Raw genomic sequence first — 17,246 nt, 5'->3', positions numbered from 1 at the left:
TGAGTGAGTGGCAGAATTGGAGGGTCTGGAATGCGCCCTAGGGATATCGAACTTCAAGCCCCGTGGATTCGAACTCAGTTGATCGATTGGTTGGTCAAACTGAGTGACAGGGGTTGGCAAGAGGAGAATTGGGTGGCGTATCCATCGAGTTCATCGCGCTTCGACGATGCATTGGATTTCTTTGATGACTCCGGCGTCCTTGATGAGCCCAGGGGGAGGCTGGGTTACGTGCTCGTTGATGAAGCGGAAGTAGCGGCGATGGCCGCGCTGAACTCTGCCCTCGACTCCGTCTTGACCGGAGATTCTTCAGGCGACGAGGAGCGAATTCCCTCGCAGGAATGGGGAAAAGTTGCCAAAGCGGCCAACGAAGCGCTGCGAACGCTGAGGAGATCCTCGGGCGAGTGAGAGAGGTTACAGGTGTCTCCCGTGTGGCTGTTGCTCCCACGAGCCAAGCCACACGGGTACGGGGCTGCGCTGGCCGGACTCAGAGCGCGCGGCCGACGCCGATGCTGGTCAGCGTCATGACTGGCCTTCTTTAGCTCGTCAGGCTGAGTGCCCGATGCAATGGGTCCCGCAGTCCGGTGCCGCCGACTCTCCAGACCCCGGTCCATCTCAACGGATAACAGGGGCCTTTGGTAGTGGACACCAACACGACAAGAGGTACACATCACCCAGCCGAAGAGGCGCATTGGGTGGCCATGCTCGTATACCGCTTGGCCAACATGGGACCGATCGCCCAGGTGATGTCTTCCGATCCATGGGTATACGACCACCAATCCGCTGCTCGGATGGCAACCAGGCGGTCGAGCGTATCCACCAGGCCAGTGGGCGTCATCGCGCACACGTGTCCGAGCCGGTCTGCCTCGATGATGCCGTGCATGGTGCCGGGGGCGAGATGGGCGGCCAATGCCAGTGCTGCCAGTTGATCTGGGGCTGGCAGGCCGCGAAGCGGCCGGCAGGACGTCAGGCGTAGAGCCTTGTCGGCGGCATACATGCGGCCCATCCGTCCGGGAGCTTGTGCGAGGAAGGCGGCATCGAGCAACTGCGCCGAAGTCCCGCAGCGCACCGCCAGCGGTGAGGCTGCGGGAAGGCGGATGAGCCAGCCGGTCTGCTCCAGCTCCCACCATGGATATGGATTTTGATGCATGCGCATGCCCCGCAGGAGGCCTGCTGGCATCCAGAGCCGGCCTGAGGCGGTGGTACGCAGCGCGCCCTGGATGGCCAGCAGTCGGGCGGCAGCGCTGGTCTCAGGTGGAAGAGAAGCGGCGAGGTAGCTGAGCATCTCGCGGACCCGAGTTGCTGCCTCCGGCGCCCGAGCCCGCCGCCTCCTCCGCTCCGGGCTCGGAGGGAGAGAGGACTTGGCCGGGGCCCTGAGCGTGTTCTCGGGGACGATGGCGCTGTGTGCGGTGGCCCCCGCGCAGGCGGTGCAAGCATCGGCTAGTCGCCACAAACGCCCACCGCGTTCGCAGGTCAGCACCAGCGCGATGGGGCCCGAGCAGCCGCGGTGGCGCGGATGCCACCGGCAGCCACGTTCGTGGCACTGACACGTGCGCAGGTGCACGGGCAGGGCGTCGCGCCGGGCGTGGCCGGCCAGATGCGCCACCACTGTGGGCCGCACAGATGTCGTGCCCAAGGGCAAGGGCCTGCTGGCCTCAGGGCAGTGGGGGCAGGCCATCAGGGGACCGCCGCGCTGCGGTCGCAGCTCGACTGTCCAGGTGCGCCGCACTGTTCGTCCGGTCGCGCACAGCCTCATGGATGCAGGCCTTTCTCTCTCGTCCGCGAGGTCGTTCAGATCGCGATGCCTTGGTGGGGGAGGGGTGGGCGGAACGGTAGTGCAGACCTCTGCCCTACCTTTCGCAGCTGTCACCTGCAGAAATAGGGCAGAGGTCTGCACTGACAGGGCAGGGCTCTGCATCGTCGGATGGTGGAGTGACGATCTTCCCGCCCGATCCGAACCTCACCGCCCTGCGCCTGGAGCTGGGACGGCTGCGGGGCGAGCGCGGATGGACCTACGACGAACTCGCCCGCCGCAGTGGCCTGGCCAGACGCACCCTCATTGAGATCGAGCAGGGCCGCACCATCGGCACGCTCAAGACCTGGCACGCCCTCGCACACGCCCTCGACGTCTCCATCGAGCACCTCTTTGGCGCCCTTTGCGAGGGCCACGCGCCACCGGCCGAGGCCGCCGAATAGTCTTCCTGTCCCGCCCGGACAGATCACCCGATCCGGGCCTCGACCGCGAACACACAGACGTGAATCGAATGTATTCGCGCTACGAGTGAGCCATCCGTGGGATGCGGACGGCATGGGCACCGCGATTCCGGCGCGCCGACTGTCACTTTCACGGCCATGCGCTCCACCACCGCCTTGCCAACCCGCCGATGGGACGGCAGCCCCACCCGCCCGCACCACCGTCCACGCGCCCTGCGCGTCGCCGCAGACAGCCCCAGCAGACTACTGTGCGCGGCTCAGCTGGCCTGCTGCCGTGACTGTGGCAACCACATCGACTGGTACACCCGCACCAACCAGCAAGCCATCAGCCTCCACCCCCACGAACTGGCCGCCAGCGCCGTCCCCGCTCCCTCCCGCTGGCACGTCAGCTCCGGCATCGCCCACCCCGCACACGACGGCACACCCTGGTGCCGCGTCCCCCACACCACCCTCTGCCCCACACGACCAGCCACCGAGCCACTCACCCCACAGCTCGCCGAACTACGCCGCCACCTCGCACTGCGCACCCGACACCTGCTCGACACCGGCGCCTTCACCCCACACCCCACCGAACCCGCACCAGACCCACTCACCACGCCGTGCCAGCCCGCCCGACCCGTGGTGCAGCTCCTCTACTGCCGCTACCTCGCCCCGCGCCCCCTCGGCGACATCCAGTGCGTCGCACAGACCCGCCTACGCCACCGCTGCACCCACCCCATCCTCACCCCAGGCGCCCCCACGGGTGCCTGGACACTGATGTCGGCCACGCCTTCCCACGGCCAACTCACCCTTCCCGCATCCGAGATGGCCGTCTACGACCTGGGCCAGCTGCCCTACACAGAGCAGCTGCGCTGGCGCACTCAACGCTGCCCCCTCCACGCAGCCGCCTCGCAGGCCGCCGACCTCGCGCTCGCCGAGTGGGAGGTCTTCGACCCGCTGCTCCACCACTCGTACATGCACCCCCGCCTGCCCACCGCCATCCGGCACCGCGGACGCAGCAAGTGACCCGTGGCTCGGCCCACCGCCACACCCCAGCCCCGCGCACCACAACCGCGGACCACGCGGTCGTCCGACACACCCGCCATCACGCGTCCGCGACTCAAGCGCTTCACCGGGTCAACAACGCCCCAAGTTGGTACCCAACCCCGAACTGTCCCGATGGAACCCAGGTGCTGCTGAACCCGACCGACGAACAAGCCGCCGCTGCAGACCACTTCCACGCCGGCGACCACCTCGCCCTCCAAGCCGGAGCCGGCACCGGCAAAACCACCACTCTCGCCCTACTCGCCCACAACACCAAACGCCTCGGCCGCTACATCGCCTACAACAAAGCCATCGCCCGCGACGCCGCCACCCGCTTCCCCACCACCGTCACCTGCAAGACCGCCCACGCCCTGGCCTTCGCAGCCATCGGCCACCGCTACGCCCGCCGCCTGAACGCCCCACGCCGCCCCGCCTGGCACACCGGACACGACCTAGGCATCACCAAGCCCGTCCGCATCGGCGAACGCGACCTCTCACCCAAAACCCTTTCCCACGCCACCCTGCGCACCGTCACCCGCTTCTGCCACTCCGCCGACCCCGCCATCACCCACCACCACGTCCCCCGCCTCCGAGGACTCGAAGAACCACCGCTGCACCAACAACTCGCCCAATTGATCACGCCCTTCGCCCACAAAGCCTGGGCCGACCTCCAACACCCGGACGACGGCAAGGTCCGCTTCGACCACGACCACTACCTCAAGATCTGGTCACTCACGAACCCGAAGATCGCCGCCGACTTCCTACTCCTGGACGAAGCACAGGACACCAACCCCGTCGTCGAGCAGATCTTCAACAACCAGCGCAGCCACGCCCAACTGGTCATGGTCGGTGACTCCGCACAGGCCATCTACCAATGGCGCGGCGCCAAAGACGTCATGACCGGCTTCGACGGCACCGCCCTAACCCTGTCGAAGTCCTTCCGGTTCGGCCCTCTCCTCGCCCACGAAGCCAACCGCTGGCTCGCCATCGCCGACGCGCCCATCCGCCTGCAAGGCAGCGAAGCGATCCCGACCGAACTCGGCCTGGTCCCCTGCCCGGACGCCGTCTTGTGCCGCACGAACGTCGGCGCCATCACCGAAAGTCATCCAACTTCTCGCTACCGGACGCCGCGTAGCCCTCGTCGGGGGAGGGGGCAGCCTGCGCGCCCTGGCCCTGGCTGCCCGCGATCTGAAGGAAGGCCGTCGAACCAGTCACCCCGAACTCGTGCTGTTCACCTCCTGGGGCGACTTGCAGGACTACGCCTCCTACGACCCAGCAGGTCGCGACCTGCAGCCGCTGGTCGATCTCGTCGACAAGCACGGCACGGAGGCCATCCTCGCCGCCGTCAACCAGCTCACTGGTGAAGACCAGGCGCACGTGACTGTCTCGACCGCGCACAAAGCCAAAGGCCGCGAATGGCCCAGCGTGCGGATCGCCGGCGACTTCCCACCACCTCGCGACAGCGACGAGCAGGACGATTCCGGCCGTCCCATTCCCGGCCCGATCGATGACGGCGAAGCCCGTCTCGCCTACGTCGCCGTGACCCGAACGCGGACCCGACTCGATATCGGGGGCCTTGCTTGGGTCGATCAGCACCCTGACGGAAGCCGCCCGGCCACTGAAGCACGTCGGCCGCACCAGCGGTAATCCCTTGGGGCGTCTGGATGGGTGTAAGGGGTGTTGCGTTTGTGCTGGTAGGCGCGGGGGAGTGTGCACCTAGGGTGGTGAGCTGCTGGCCGCTGCTGGACCAAGTGCGCTTCGCGCAAGGCTGTTACAGCCGACTGCCGCACCAGAACAGGTACCGCCTGCGTCAGGCGGTACCTGGCACGGTTGAACCCTTGCCCAAGACCTGCGTGGTGCGCTGGCAACGGCTCCGCGCAGGACGCTGGGGTGCGCCTTTAACAAGAAATGAACAGACCAACTGCGCGGTTTACGAATGGAAACCGATCGGGCTGGCCCTCACCGACGAGGCGGACTGCTGGCCCCAGAGTGGGAGGGGTCTGAGCAGCCGCCTCCGCTCGATGTGCGCACTTGTAAACAATTCAACGCATCAACGTTTTGGCGAAGGTGCTTGCCCTGCAACGGAGTTGAGTGCAGCACCTGCCAGTGAAACCCTTCCTGTCGCAGTCGGCGGCCGGGTTGTCAGTGCCTGCTTGTACGTTGGTTGCAGTTCGGAATCGGGAACATACTCCGGGGGGAAGCATGGCCGGGTCTGGCTTTGACGTAGACACAGACCAACTCAAGTCCGCTGCACCGACGTTCCACAGGGAGTCGGCCGCACTCGAACGGGCGTCGACCAAGCTCAAGCACAGCCTGGCGGGGCTCGGTAAGCCGTGGGGTGACGATGAGCAGGGGCAGAAGTTCGAGCACGCCTACACCCCGCACCTTCAGAGCATCGAGAAGGCGGCTCACGCCCTGACCAAGGGCCTTCAGAGCATCCACGACACCTTGAAGGACATGGCGGACAACCACGAGGAGGCAGACCGCTCCGCGGCTTCCGGCTTCGACGGCCACCGGGGGGCGAAGTGAGCGCGGCCGACAAAGCCAAGGAGATCGTCCAAGACCTCACAGGCATGTGGTGGCCCGAGGGCGACGAAGACCAGCTACGCGAAGCCGCCCGGGCCTGGCGTACCTACGCCGACGACGTCGAAGACTGCACGGCCGCCTGCCACAAGAAGGCGCAGGACGTCATCGACAACAACAAGGGTCAAGGAATTGAGGCATTCAGCAAGTTCTGGCGCCAGTATCACGGGGGCGGCAAAGGCTACTTAGACGATGTCGCGACTGCCGCTCGCGACATGGCCAAGGCTCTCGACAAGTACGCGGACCAGATAGCTGAAGCCAAGAAGAAGATCGAACACGAACTGGAGATCGCGGGAGCGGTCCTTGTCGCCGGCACCGTTCTGGCCCTGTTCACCGGCGGCATCAGCGAAGTTGCGGCGGGGGCCGCGACCGAAGCGATTGTCGCTGCGGCGAGCACGGCGGGAGTGGCTGTATCCACGACCATCGCTGAGATCGCCGGCACTGTACTGGCGACCGCAGCCATCGGCGGCGTCGAGGCGATCACAGTGGACGTCGTCGTTGCTCAAGGTGGCAGGAATCTGCTCGGCGACCAGCAGGGCATCAACCTGAGCGAGGCTGGCTCAGCGGCGACGTACGGCATGTTGATGGGTGGTGCGTTCGGTGGCGCGGGGGCCGCAGCTCGTACCGTCGCGGAAGCTGGTGCCTTCAAAGGCCTTCATATCCCTCGCCTCGGATCTATGGGCAGCCGGGGGTCAGGCGGCCACCTGCCACCTTTCGATGAGGTGAAGAAAGCAGTAGCTGAAAGCCGGCCCCAGATCGTTTCGCGGAAGTGGCCAGACGACGACGGCCGTTACTACGCAACACGAGTCCTCGCGGGCGGTCGGGCAGATGGGGAGAAGGTGTTCGCCGGACACGGATACCTGGAGCGAGGTGCCGGCGAGGTGACGGTGCCGCCGGGAACCAAGATCTCGTTCTACGTGGAAGACGGCGAGCTCATACCCGGGTTGAACGGTGTGGCGGTGGAGGGCGGCACCTACCCCGGGGCAGCGGTAGAGACGTTTCATCCGGGACAGCGGATCCCCAACTACACCCTTGCTCCTCCAGAAGCCAGCGGGGGTGGAGGATTCACCGTTTACGAAAACTCGGCCACCGTCGCTCAGAGGACCTCGTTGGGTGACTTGCTCAAGCCGGGCATGGGAAATGTCCACTGGGCAGCTTGCCGTGAATACAAGGGGTAGAATTCGTGTCAGCTGAATCTATTGAAGGAGCGATTGTGGAAACGGAACGCCACACGCGAGTGCCTCAGGAATGGGCATTGACCGATGTCGCACTGGTCATCAAGTCCCGCAGCCTCGACTCGGCGATGCTCACCCAGCGGCTGGGACTCACGCCCACGCTCGTCGTGGAGCCAGGATCCGACCCACGAGACCCCAGTGGTGAATGGCGCATTCAGTGTGACGAGCGGACAACACGGGATTTCTCTGAGCAGTTGGATACTGTCCTCTCCGGTGCCGTACCGGTGAAGGAAGAAATCCTGAGCCTCGCATCCGAAGGCTATGAGGTGTACCTCAGGGTCTACGGATTCACTCACCATGAGGCAACCATTGCGTTCTCGCAACGCGAGTGGAACCGTATTTCTCAGCTCGGCATTTCCCTCGAACTGGCGCCAAACACAAACGCTCGCTAACCGGATGTTGAAATACTTTACTCTGAGAACGAAGGGTCAGCGATGAACTGGGAAGACTTCCGAACCTCCTTGATTGTTACCAAAGACGTCATTTCTGCCCAGCTCATCACCGAAACCCTCGTGCCGAACCTCGCCGCCGAAGACACTACACAACAGGGAATCGAACTGCGTAGCGATGGCGCGCAGTGGTCGCTCTCGTGCGACGAACGCCACTCTCGAAACATTGAAGATCAAGTGAAGGCCTTGTCGGGAATCCTCTCCTCCCGCGCGGAGGGAATGCGCGAACTTCGAAATTCTGGGCACGCGCTTCACATCGAGATTTCCGGAACAGTCGAGACAGGCGCAAAACTTCGCCTGTCGCCAAGCACCCTGGCAGAACTCAACACTCTATTGCTTCCCGTCTTCTTCAAGACGTCCGTTCCCACGGACCTTCAGGAAGAGGACCCCCTCGCCTGGCTCGACTGAGCCCCCTTCGCACGGCTATCACCGCGCTCGGCCACGAGGTGGCCGTCGCCAACTCGCGCGGCCCGCACACCCTGACCTCGCTCGCAGAGGAAACCGGCGCCACCCCCACCACCGTGGCCGAGGTGATATGCGGTGCCGAGGTCGTGGTGGTCACCATGCCGCTGAAGGCCGCCCCGCACCTGCTCACTCAGCTTGCACGTCAGCGGCCGGCGGAGCGCGTTCGCCGGTCAGCTCCGCCCGCAGGGCGTGAACCGGGGATGCGGCGGGCCCCAGGCGCATCTGCTGGATCAAGGATGACGGTGCCGACTTCGCGCGCCAAAAGCCGGTGGGTGCCTTCCCAGGTCCGTGTCCTGCCGCGATCGCGTCGTTCTTCCCACCGTTCTTGGAGGCGCATCGCACCGAAGATCGCCATGGCACACAGCAAGATGGCGGTGATCAGTGCGTAAATCGGTGTGTAGTGGTCGTCGAACATCGACCGCTGCTGGTCGACCTGTCGTGCATTGATGCCGAAGAAGCCGAACAGCAGGCTGAGTGTTCCGGTGATGGTGGTGACAAAGGTGACGGACACGACGGTGCGGACCCGCCGGCGGTCAGCGGCACGCCGTTCCATGCTTTCCACGGAAGTCAACTCCGCAGCGGTGGCGTTCCCGAGACGCTGGAGCATCTGGCCGATGGTGGCGGCCCGTTCGGTCAGGCCCATGGCGCCGAACAGTTCCTGGTGGAAGCTCTCGACACGCAGGGCCGGTACGAGCGTCCCGATATCGCTGCCGACCTCAACGCTGTAACTGAGCTCGAGTTCGAGCTGGCTCAGCCCGTCAGTGATGTCCTCCAGCGCCGCGCGGCGGTCGTGAGCGCTGCCCTGGCCGGCGCTGCGGTGCCGGAACCTGTGAACGTAGGCATAAGCGACTTCGCGGATCTCGCGGAGCCGGGCAGCGGACCCCACAGCCTGCACGGCAGAGAGCAGCACACAGTTCTCGATGTAGTCCTGATGCCCGCACACAAGACTCACATACGGGCCCAGAGCCCCCACAGTGGTCGGGCGGCGATTGAGCTCCATCGGGTAGCAGATCGAACTGTGCTGCGCACGGTAGGGCAGGTCGGTGCGGTAGATGACGCGCTGGACCGTGTCCTCATCAGGAACTCGTTCCGGTGCATCGATGCTGCTGAAGACCAGTTGGTGGCGTTCAGGAAGGAACCCGGGGACCTGCCCGTCCCCGTTCGGGGCACAGCCGATCCGCTCCGCTGCGATCTGCTCCAAAGGCAGCCCCGCGCACTCCACGCTCGCGTAGTAAAGGTCCTCCAGCAGGGGGATCGTTTCGATGAGCGTTGCGCTCACATCCAGAGTGAGGGCTACAACCACCTGCCCGGAAGGCAGAAGGAAGTGCCACAGCTGCGCAGCCGCCGGCTCCCCGCCCGACCAACGCTGAAACGTCAGGCTGGAGCAGTCGAACGCCTCACGTTTGAGGACCCGCGGCAGCTGCTGGCCGGACCTGCCGTAGTGCCTCGCCAGCCGCCCTAGGTTCAGGACGTCACCGGGCCGCTCGGCGGCCCCGTCGACCTGAGCCGGGTCATAAGTCCAGGGGGTCGAGTAGACGGTGGTCAGGCGGGTCTTTTCCCTGGAGACGTAGGGATCGAAAGGTAAGGGCACCGGCCCGTCAGAGTGCGTGCCAGCGGCGCTCACGGTCTTCCTTTCGCAACGACTCCATACGAAGAGTGAACTCCTGGGCAGCTGAACCTGATTGGGCGTTCTGCATAAGCCAGGTGGTCATCCCCAACTCCCGCACCGTGCGCAGCTCCTCGTAGCCCGCCGAGGCGGTGACATCCTGCCCGTAGCTGCGGCAGAAAGCTTCATAGTCGCGGCGGGGGAGTGCGAACCTGTCGACTGCAATGGCGGTGGGAAGAAGGTCCCAGGCTTGAGGACCCACAGCAACCGCTTCATAGTCAATGAGCAGAACCTGCTCACCGCGCGCGAGAAGATTTCCGCGGTGGGCATCTCCGTGAACCAGGCCCGTGGGGTGCTGGCCTACGACCTCGCGGAAGGCGGCCTCGCTGCCGGCGCACGCTTCGCTGAGAAAGTCCACGTCCTGCTGCTTAACTCCGTGAGCCTGTTCAAGACGCCGCCACATGATCGGAAACGGGTCCAAAGCGCGAACGGGAAAGTCCGGTCCGGGCAGCGTGTGTAGGTTGCGCAGCAGCATGGCGAGATCCGTCAAACCCGGTTCAGTCCGACTCGGAGGGATGTACTCCCAGAAGGTAACGAGTCGCCCCTCAGCCCGCACAGGCTGCGGGAGGTCTTCGCGAGGCCCAACCGCGGGGAAGCCCGTAGACATCAGCCACCGAGCGACAGCAAGCTCCTTGGTGACCTTCTCTTCGATCTCTCCCGTATCCGAGCGAGCCACCCTCACAACCACGCCCTCGCGTGGCAGTGCATAGATGGCGTTCTCTCCCAGACGCAACAAGTCCGCCTGGTCAGAGCCAAGTCCCGCAACGCTGCAGGCAGCCACCAATGCCCGGGTTGCACTGGCTCGGGTTAATCCTTCGTGGCTCGCGGCAGCGTTCATCCCTCTCAGCGTTGCGGGCCGTGACATGCACTGTCAAGCGCTCTCGAACACAGGGACATTGTCAACAGGAGTGGGCTCTCGCCATGGACGTCCGTCATCGAGGTGCCGCCTGTTGCCGCGCCCACATGCGAACAAAAGTGCGGAAGTGTTCGGTGGTTCGAGTCTCGGAGTGCGTGATCGATAGATCCACGTCGGCCGGAGGGGACCGCAATGGACGCTTGGCGATGGTGTTCAAGCCAGGATCGAACCCAGCGCGATGCCCTTTCGGCCGCTGTGAGGCGCACCGTTAACAGCCGGTAAGTAGCGTCCTGTTGCTCAATGGCCTCTAGTATGACTGCCTGCGCTGACGACCCAGCTGACTCTGCAGCGCACGCGTTACCCGCAGGTCATACCTCTGTCTGGTCTGAGCAGGGGAGATACGGAGCAGCTCACGGTGCACCTCGACAGCCTTTCCGCGTGCGGCTTCCGCTCCCTGACACACGTGACGGACATTCCGATCAGTAGTCCCACGATCCTCGCGGGCCGTAATGACGGCGGTAAGAGCGCTGTGCTTACCGCTCTCGCCTTCCTGGTGGGCGCATACCGATTGACCGAAGAGGACCGGACCTATGAGCAAGGCGAAGGGGCCAAGGGGCGCCGCTGTTCGGAGACTTGGGTGGAGGGTAGGTTCACTCTCGACTCCGGTGAACGGGACAGCAGCGGTCTTCCCGCCCAGGTAAGCATCCGCCGCCGAGCCAGGTCGGGTGACGCAACCTGCTGGGAGTACTTCGGGAGCCAACCCACCGATAGCCGCCTCCACGGACTGGACAGGCTGCTCAAGCCGGCCCTCGCCACCCTCGTTGCTGAGTTCGGGCTTACCCCGGCCGGCACCCTCAAGGAGGACTTGCTCGCCGCGGTCATCGACCACGCGGCTACCCTGCCTCAGACCGAAGAGTGGCAGCCGCTTCCCAAAAGTTTGGAAGCCCGCTTGCCCAGACTTCTCGCCTTCAGCGGCAAGGACGAGAGCCCCGATGATGCTGTACGGACCGCCCTCAGCAACTGCTACGAGGCGCATCTGGAGGACGAGACCCTGCAAGGACAGGTGCGGGAGATCGAAACAGCGATCACCCAGCGCTTAGAGAAGGAGGCCGACTCCCTGTGCAGCCACATCCGCCAGCACTGCAGCGAATTCGTCGGAGTGGACGTCAAACCTGAAGTCTCCTTCAAAGGAGGCTTCAAGCGGGCTCCCCTGCACGTCTCCCGGGCCGATGGCGAACCCGTCGACCTGACACGCTCAGGGCAGGGCAGCACCCGACGGATTGCCCTCGCGGTATGGGAGTGGACCAGCGACCTCCTGGAGAGCACCGAACTGGCTGCGACGGAGGAGACGGACGGCGAGCCAACCCAGACAATCGTCGTCTACGACGAGCCCGACACCCACCTCGACTACCGCCACCAGCGCACCGTGATGGACATCATCCGCAAGCAGTGCGCTTTACCGCATGTCAGCGTCATGGTGGCGACCCACTCGATGAACCTCATCGACGGCGTCGATATCGCCGACGTCGTCCACCTCAAGCTCAACGACAGCGGCCGCACCGTCGTGCTGGGGCAGATCGCTGCTGCTCTGGGGCTGCGCAACTCGGTCCTGCTCCACGAGCGCTGCTTCCTCGCTGTGGAAGGGGAGACCGAGCAGCAGGCCATGCCTTTGCTGTTCCGCCTCTCTCAGAAGCTGTCCCTGCAGGCGGCCGGTATCGCTCTGTGGGGCTGCGAGAATAACGAGGGGGCCCTGCACCTGGCCCGATACCTCGTCAAACACCAGCGCACAGTCATGCTCATGATCGATGCTGACAGTCGCAGCAACAAGCTACTCAAGGACGAGAGGCTGCGCCGCGCCGGACTCGACCTCGACACGCAAGTCACCTACGTGGGAGAAGGCGAGGGCTTCAACGAACTGGAAGAACTCTTCACCGACGCGCAATGGGCCACCGCCGCCAACGCCCGCTGGCCCCGCCCTGCACCGCAGACCTGGACGGCAGACGACTTCACCGCCCACCGCGGAGGCAGAAAATTCAGTGGGGACATTCTGCGCATGATCAAAGAACAGGCGGCCGATGACAGCCCCAGCGGTAAGCCCGCCATGGTCTACGGCCTGGCCACCACCCTCACGGCGGCCCAGGATGTCCCACAGCAACTGCGTGACGTCTTCGCTCAGCTGCAGAAGCTGGCTCACTGACTAGGAATGCGGACGGCCCTTACGCCGCTTGAGCATGCGTTCCTTGCGTTGCTGGACCGTCGGCGCTGTCCACGCGTGCCAGCCCACGTCCGCAACCCATTGCCGAGCATGTCCACGTGCCTCGATCCCGCACCACCGACAGCCGCTGGGCGCCGGCACGCACTCGGACCGAGCAGAACGCGGTAAGGACATGTCATTCTCCCTTCCCCCACTGCTCATCTTCCCCCCTGCCACTGACAAATCACCCGGCGTGCCCGTTGCCTGTCAGAGCCCTCAGACGATGAGGGAAAACGATTCCTCATCTACCTTCATACCCCTACAAGCCAGCATGTTTATCGGGAAAACCGCCCGGTAGGGTTCCGCTCATGGTTACGGTCTGTGCCCATGCGGTTCTTGCACACCTCGGACTGGCACCTGGGCCGCCGGTTCCACGAGGCAGACTTGATCGACGCCCAGAATGCCTTCCTTACACACGTGCACGACACGGCACGAGATCAGCAGGTTGAGGCGATCCTGGTAGCAGGGGACATCTATGACCGTGCCATCCCCAGCCTGGACGCTGTGCGCCTGTTCAACGATGCCCTGAATCAGTTGGCCGGCCTCAACCTGCCGATCATCATGATCAGCGGCAACCACGACTCCGCCCACCGTCTCGGAGTCGGCTCACGCCTCCTGGCCCGCGCCGGCGTCCACCTGCGGACCGATCCGGTCACCGCCTGCACCACCCCCGTCCTGCTGGACGACACACATGGCACCGTCGCCGTCTACGGCCTGCCCTACCTAGAACCTTCCCTGGCCCGCACGGACCTCGGCGCCGACAAAACCTCTCACCAGGCAGTGGCCACCGCGGCCATGGATCTCGTCCGGGCCGACCTCGCCACCTACCCGCCCGGAACCCGCTCCGTGGTCCTCGCCCACGCGTTCGTCACCGGCGCTGCCCCCTGCGACAGCGAACGCGACATCAACGTCGGCGGCGTCGCCCATGTCACGGCGAGCGTCTTTGACGGCATCGACTACGTCGCCCTCGGCCACCTCCACGGCGCGCAGAACATCAACGACCGCATCCACTACAGCGGCTCCCCCCTGGCGTACTCCTTCTCCGAAGCCGGCCACACCAAGACCCTCACCGTGGTCGACCTGGCCGGCGACGGCACGGTCACCCTCACCCGCATGCCCACCCCTGTGCCGCGCGCCCTCGCCTGCCTGAAAGGCACCTTCCAGGACCTACTGACCAACCCCGCCCACGAGCACCTAACAGGCAGCTGGCTACAGGTCACCCTCACCGACCCGGCCCTTCCGTACGAGCCCATGGCCCGACTACGGCGCCGCTTCCCACACACCATGCACCTCCTGCACAAACCCCCAGAGAACCCCCAGACGGACGGCCCCACCTACACTGACCGCCTCGACGGCCGCACCGACCTGGAGATTGCCAGCGACTTCATCAAGAAGGTCCGCGGCACCGACCCCACCCCCACCGAGCAAGACCTGCTGCGCCAGGCCGTCGAAGCCTCCCGCATCCGTTCCATGCAAGAGGAGACCGTCTAGATGCGCCTGCATAGCCTGACCCTGCAGGCCTTCGGACCCTTCGCAGGAATCCACACCATCGACTTCGAATCCCTCTCCGCCGACGGCCTCTTCCTCCTCCACGGCGACACCGGCGCCGGCAAGAGCACAGTCTTCGCCGCCATCTGCTTTGCCCTGTACGGCAAGCCGCCCGGGGACCGGGACCTGCTGCTGCGCAGCGACCACGCCGCCCCACATCTGCTCACACAGGTGACGCTGGAGGCCACCCTCTCCGGCCGCCGCCTGGAGATCACCCGCATCCCGCAGCAGACCAGGCCCAAGACCCGAGGGACAGGGGACACCACACAAAGCGCGAAAACCACTCTGCGCGAGTGGACGCACGACGACACCTTGGGGCAGGGCCGATGGGAGGCATCCAGCAAGTCCCATCAAGAGGTCGGCGACGAAATCCTTGCGCTGCTGGGCATGAGCCGTGACCAGTTCTGCCAGGTCGTTCTCCTGCCACAGAACCAGTTCACCCAGTTCCTGCGCGCCAAGGCACCCGAACGCAGGGACCTCCTCGGCAAACTCTTCCGCACCGGCAGGTTCACCAACATCGACCGATGGCTCCTCGACCGCAGCCGCGAAGCGGAGAAGGCCCTCAAGGCCGCCCGCGGAGACGTGACCAGCCTGATCGAACGCATCCACCAGGCAGCCGGGGACCTCGACCACGAGCACGACGCTCCGACCAGCGACGATCCACACACTCTCACCGGCCCTGCCCACAGCTGGGCCACAGCGCTGGCGGAGGCTACGGCAACGCACCTGGAGCGCACCACCGCTGAAGCAGCGACGGCAGCCGCTGACCTGAGCACCCAGCAGACATTCGAGCTCACCGTCCGCGAACTTCATCAACAGCAGACCCAACACCGCAGCGCCCGAGACCAGCTTGACCTGCTCCAGAAACAGGCGCCCCGACAGCAGGAACTCAACGACCAGCTCGAGAAGGCCCGTCGCGCCGGGAAGCTGGCAGCCGTCGTCCATGCGGCCAACACTGCGAGCGCCGAGCACGACCGCGCCGCCCGCCACGAGGCCGACGCCCGCAGCAGTCTCGCCTCCGACCATGACACGACCACGGCCGAGCAACTCACCGCTGCCGAACAACAGCTGCGTGCCCAGGCCGCCCTCGCCGCAGCGCTGCTGCCGCAAGAAGCAACTGTTCAACAGCTGACCAGCGACCTCGAACGCCTCGATGCCGAGCGCGTGGAATTAGCGGCCGAGCAACGCGAGGCCCGCACCTGGCTTGAGCAGGCGCCCACCCGCCGCACGGCCCTCACCGCCCGCATGGCCACTGCCCGCAGCGCCGAGGCAGACATCCGCCACCACGAGACCGCCCTGGATGACGTACACCGACGCGTCAAAGCCGCCGAACTGCGCGACGCCCGCCGAGCCGAGGTGGCCGAAGCCGAGGAGCACCTGGCCAACGCCCGCGCCGTCACCGCCCAGGTCGCCGCGGCCTACATCGACATCCGGCGTCAGCGCACGGAAGGCATGGCGGCCGAGCTGGCCGCCGGCCTTGAGGACGGTAGTCCCTGTCCTGTCTGCGGATCCTGTACTCATCCTGCGCCAGCTGCCCCCCACCCCGGACAGCCGACACGCGCCGACGAGCAGGCCGCAGAAACCCGCCACACCAAGGCCCAGCAGGACGAGCAGGCCATCAGCGCCACACTGCAACAGGCCCGTGAACGCGCAGCATCGGCAGGCGGAGAGGCAGGCGATGCATCTCTGGCAGAGCTCCAAGCCCAATGCCACACCGTCGAAAAGAAGCTGGCCCAAGCCCTCGAGCAAGCCGCAGGCTTCGGCACAGCGTCCGAGGAACTCGCCACCCTGGAGCACGAACAGGCCGACATGGTCCACAAGGGCACTACGGCCGGCGAACAGCTCTCGGCGCGCAATGCGGAATACGACCACGCTGCTGCACGGCTGCAGGACCTCCACGCCAAGCTGGATGCGGCACGTGAAGGCGCGTCCTCGGTTGCTGCACGCGTCGCCGACCTCACCCACAGTGCCGACCATCTCAAGGCTGCAAGCGAAGCCGCCACCACCGCCACCCGCACCGCCTCGGAACGGGACGAGCGCACCATACAGGCCGCTGCCGCCGCACAGGCCCGTGGCTTCGAGACTCTTCAGGCCGCCGAGCAGGCACTCCTCGACGACGATGCACTGAACACCATCGAGGAAGAGATCAGGCAATGGAGCCACCAGTGCGCCGCGCACACCGCCGTCCTGGACAAACCCGAGCTCGTGCAGGCCGCAGCCCAGCCACCCGCCGACCTTGAGGCCGCCGTCGCCCTGCGTGACACCGCCGCAGAACGTCACACCCAGGCCGTCGCCGCCACCACAGCCTCACGCACCCGCCACGACAACCTCACCAGCCTCACCACAGAACTAGGCACCCGCATCCAGCGCCTGGAACCTCTCCAGGACGCGTACGACACCGTCCACCACCTCCAGGACCTCATCCACGGCACCTCACCCAGCAACAGAGACCGCATGGAACTCGAGGCCTACGTCCTGACCGCACGTCTCGAACAAGTCGTCACGGCCGCCAACACCCGCCTGCTACGCATGTCCGACCACCGCTACACCCTCTCCCACAGCGACCACCGAGCATCCCGCGGTGCCCGCTCAGGCCTCGGCCTGAAGATCACCGACGCCTGGACCGGCCGGGACCGCGACACCGACACCCTCTCCGGAGGAGAATCCTTCTTCGCCTCCCTCTCACTCGCTCTCGGCCTCGCCGACGTCGTCACCCACGAAGCAGGCGGACGCGCACTGGACACCCTCTTCATCGACGAAGGATTCGGCACCCTAGATGAAGACACCCTCCACCACGTCCTCGACGTTCTCGACTCCCTACGCGCCCACGACCGCACCGTCGGACTAATCAGCCACGTTCCCGAACTACGCCGACGCATCACCAACCGGCTCCACGTCCGCAAGAGCGCCAGCGGCTCCACCCTGGCCCTCGTAACCGAAGCAGCCGATTAGCCCT

At 65.5% G+C, this 17,246-nt stretch carries 13 protein-coding genes and 2 pseudogenes; 12 read left to right on the top strand and 3 right to left on the bottom strand.

From position 1 onward, the window contains the following. The first annotated feature begins 30 nt into the window (after window positions 1-30). Complete coding sequence (locus tag NUT86_RS00145; protein WP_446750740.1) at window positions 31-405, top strand: SCO4402 family protein; 375 nt, start codon at window positions 31-33, stop codon at window positions 403-405. 262 nt (window positions 406-667) lie between these two features. Here NUT86_RS00145 and NUT86_RS00140 read toward each other — a convergent pair whose 3' ends face one another. Next, window positions 668-1,282: a hypothetical protein gene (locus NUT86_RS00140; protein ID WP_274732529.1), complete on the bottom strand. Its 615-nt coding sequence runs from the start codon at window positions 1,280-1,282 to the stop codon at window positions 668-670. A gap of 647 nt (window positions 1,283-1,929) precedes the next feature. On the opposite strand from NUT86_RS00140, the gene NUT86_RS00135 reads away from it, so the two are divergent. From NUT86_RS00135 to NUT86_RS00100, 8 genes and pseudogenes are all read left to right on the top strand, one after another. Further along, window positions 1,930-2,193, top strand: a complete 264-nt coding sequence (locus tag NUT86_RS00135) for a helix-turn-helix transcriptional regulator (protein WP_274732527.1) — start codon at window positions 1,930-1,932, stop codon at window positions 2,191-2,193. 156 nt (window positions 2,194-2,349) lie between these two features. After that, window positions 2,350-3,216: a DUF6083 domain-containing protein gene (locus NUT86_RS00130; RefSeq protein ID WP_274732525.1), complete on the top strand. Its 867-nt coding sequence runs from the start codon at window positions 2,350-2,352 to the stop codon at window positions 3,214-3,216. A gap of 170 nt (window positions 3,217-3,386) precedes the next feature. Next, window positions 3,387-4,881, top strand: a pseudogene (locus tag NUT86_RS00125) (UvrD-helicase domain-containing protein). A gap of 555 nt (window positions 4,882-5,436) precedes the next feature. Further along, complete coding sequence (locus NUT86_RS00120; RefSeq protein ID WP_274732523.1) at window positions 5,437-5,763, top strand: WXG100 family type VII secretion target; 327 nt, start codon at window positions 5,437-5,439, stop codon at window positions 5,761-5,763. Continuing rightward, window positions 5,760-6,995 carry a WXG100 family type VII secretion target gene (locus tag NUT86_RS00115; protein WP_274732522.1) on the top strand — a complete coding sequence of 412 codons (1,236 nt, stop codon included), beginning with the start codon at window positions 5,760-5,762 and terminating at the stop codon, window positions 6,993-6,995. Before NUT86_RS00120 ends, NUT86_RS00115 begins: the two co-directional genes overlap by 4 nt. A gap of 5 nt (window positions 6,996-7,000) precedes the next feature. Continuing rightward, window positions 7,001-7,444, top strand: a complete 444-nt coding sequence (locus NUT86_RS00110; RefSeq protein WP_274732521.1) for a DUF4279 domain-containing protein — start codon at window positions 7,001-7,003, stop codon at window positions 7,442-7,444. A gap of 42 nt (window positions 7,445-7,486) precedes the next feature. After that, the gene (locus tag NUT86_RS00105; protein WP_274732519.1) at window positions 7,487-7,909 is read left to right on the top strand and encodes a hypothetical protein; all 423 of its coding nucleotides are present in this window, start codon (window positions 7,487-7,489) and stop codon (window positions 7,907-7,909) included. Further along, window positions 7,897-8,091: pseudogene (locus NUT86_RS00100) on the top strand (NAD(P)-binding domain-containing protein); the annotation flags it as partial. The gene NUT86_RS00105 and the pseudogene NUT86_RS00100, both read left to right, overlap by 13 nt. Before the next feature lie 17 nt (window positions 8,092-8,108). On the opposite strand, the gene NUT86_RS00095 reads toward NUT86_RS00100, so the two are convergent. Both NUT86_RS00095 and NUT86_RS00090 read right to left on the bottom strand, forming a co-directional pair. Next, entirely contained in the window at window positions 8,109-9,590 is a 1,482-nt protein-coding gene (locus tag NUT86_RS00095; RefSeq protein WP_274732517.1) for a hypothetical protein, read from the bottom strand. Further along, the gene (locus tag NUT86_RS00090; RefSeq protein ID WP_274732515.1) at window positions 9,565-10,470 is read right to left on the bottom strand and encodes a phosphotransferase enzyme family protein; all 906 of its coding nucleotides are present in this window, start codon (window positions 10,468-10,470) and stop codon (window positions 9,565-9,567) included. Before NUT86_RS00090 ends, NUT86_RS00095 begins: the two co-directional genes overlap by 26 nt. Window positions 10,471-10,903: 433 nt before the next feature. Between NUT86_RS00090 and NUT86_RS00085 the strand changes: the two genes are divergently transcribed. From NUT86_RS00085 to NUT86_RS00075, 3 genes are all read left to right on the top strand, one after another. Continuing rightward, the gene (locus NUT86_RS00085) at window positions 10,904-12,685 is read left to right on the top strand and encodes an ATP-dependent nuclease (RefSeq protein ID WP_274732513.1); all 1,782 of its coding nucleotides are present in this window, start codon (window positions 10,904-10,906) and stop codon (window positions 12,683-12,685) included. 384 nt (window positions 12,686-13,069) lie between these two features. Next, complete coding sequence (locus tag NUT86_RS00080) at window positions 13,070-14,233, top strand: exonuclease SbcCD subunit D (protein ID WP_274732512.1); 1,164 nt, start codon at window positions 13,070-13,072, stop codon at window positions 14,231-14,233. Next, the gene (locus NUT86_RS00075; RefSeq protein ID WP_274732510.1) at window positions 14,234-17,242 is read left to right on the top strand and encodes an AAA family ATPase; all 3,009 of its coding nucleotides are present in this window, start codon (window positions 14,234-14,236) and stop codon (window positions 17,240-17,242) included. It abuts the gene before it with no gap. Window positions 17,243-17,246 lie beyond the last annotated feature (4 nt).

It is taken from the genome of Streptomyces sp. G7(2002) (assembly GCF_028870195.1).
Classification (GTDB): domain Bacteria; phylum Actinomycetota; class Actinomycetes; order Streptomycetales; family Streptomycetaceae; genus Streptomyces; species Streptomyces nigrescens.
The sequence above is the reverse complement of the archived record's forward strand: the minus strand, read 5'-3'. Positions and strand labels throughout refer to the sequence as shown.

Excerpts from the sequence above, each read along its gene's own strand:
- NUT86_RS00145 (WP_446750740.1), top strand. The coding sequence starts at position 31 with ATGCGCCCTAGGGATATCGAACTTCAAGCCCCGTGGATTCGAACTCAG.
- NUT86_RS00140 (WP_274732529.1), bottom strand. The coding sequence starts at position 1,282 with ATGCTCAGCTACCTCGCCGCTTCTCTTCCACCTGAGACCAGCGCTGCC.
- NUT86_RS00130 (WP_274732525.1), top strand. The coding sequence starts at position 2,350 with ATGCGCTCCACCACCGCCTTGCCAACCCGCCGATGGGACGGCAGCCCC.
- NUT86_RS00120 (WP_274732523.1), top strand. The coding sequence starts at position 5,437 with ATGGCCGGGTCTGGCTTTGACGTAGACACAGACCAACTCAAGTCCGCT.
- NUT86_RS00105 (WP_274732519.1), top strand. The coding sequence starts at position 7,487 with ATGAACTGGGAAGACTTCCGAACCTCCTTGATTGTTACCAAAGACGTC.
- NUT86_RS00090 (WP_274732515.1), bottom strand. The coding sequence starts at position 10,470 with ATGAACGCTGCCGCGAGCCACGAAGGATTAACCCGAGCCAGTGCAACC.
- NUT86_RS00080 (WP_274732512.1), top strand. The coding sequence starts at position 13,070 with ATGCGGTTCTTGCACACCTCGGACTGGCACCTGGGCCGCCGGTTCCAC.
- NUT86_RS00075 (WP_274732510.1), top strand. The coding sequence starts at position 14,234 with ATGCGCCTGCATAGCCTGACCCTGCAGGCCTTCGGACCCTTCGCAGGA.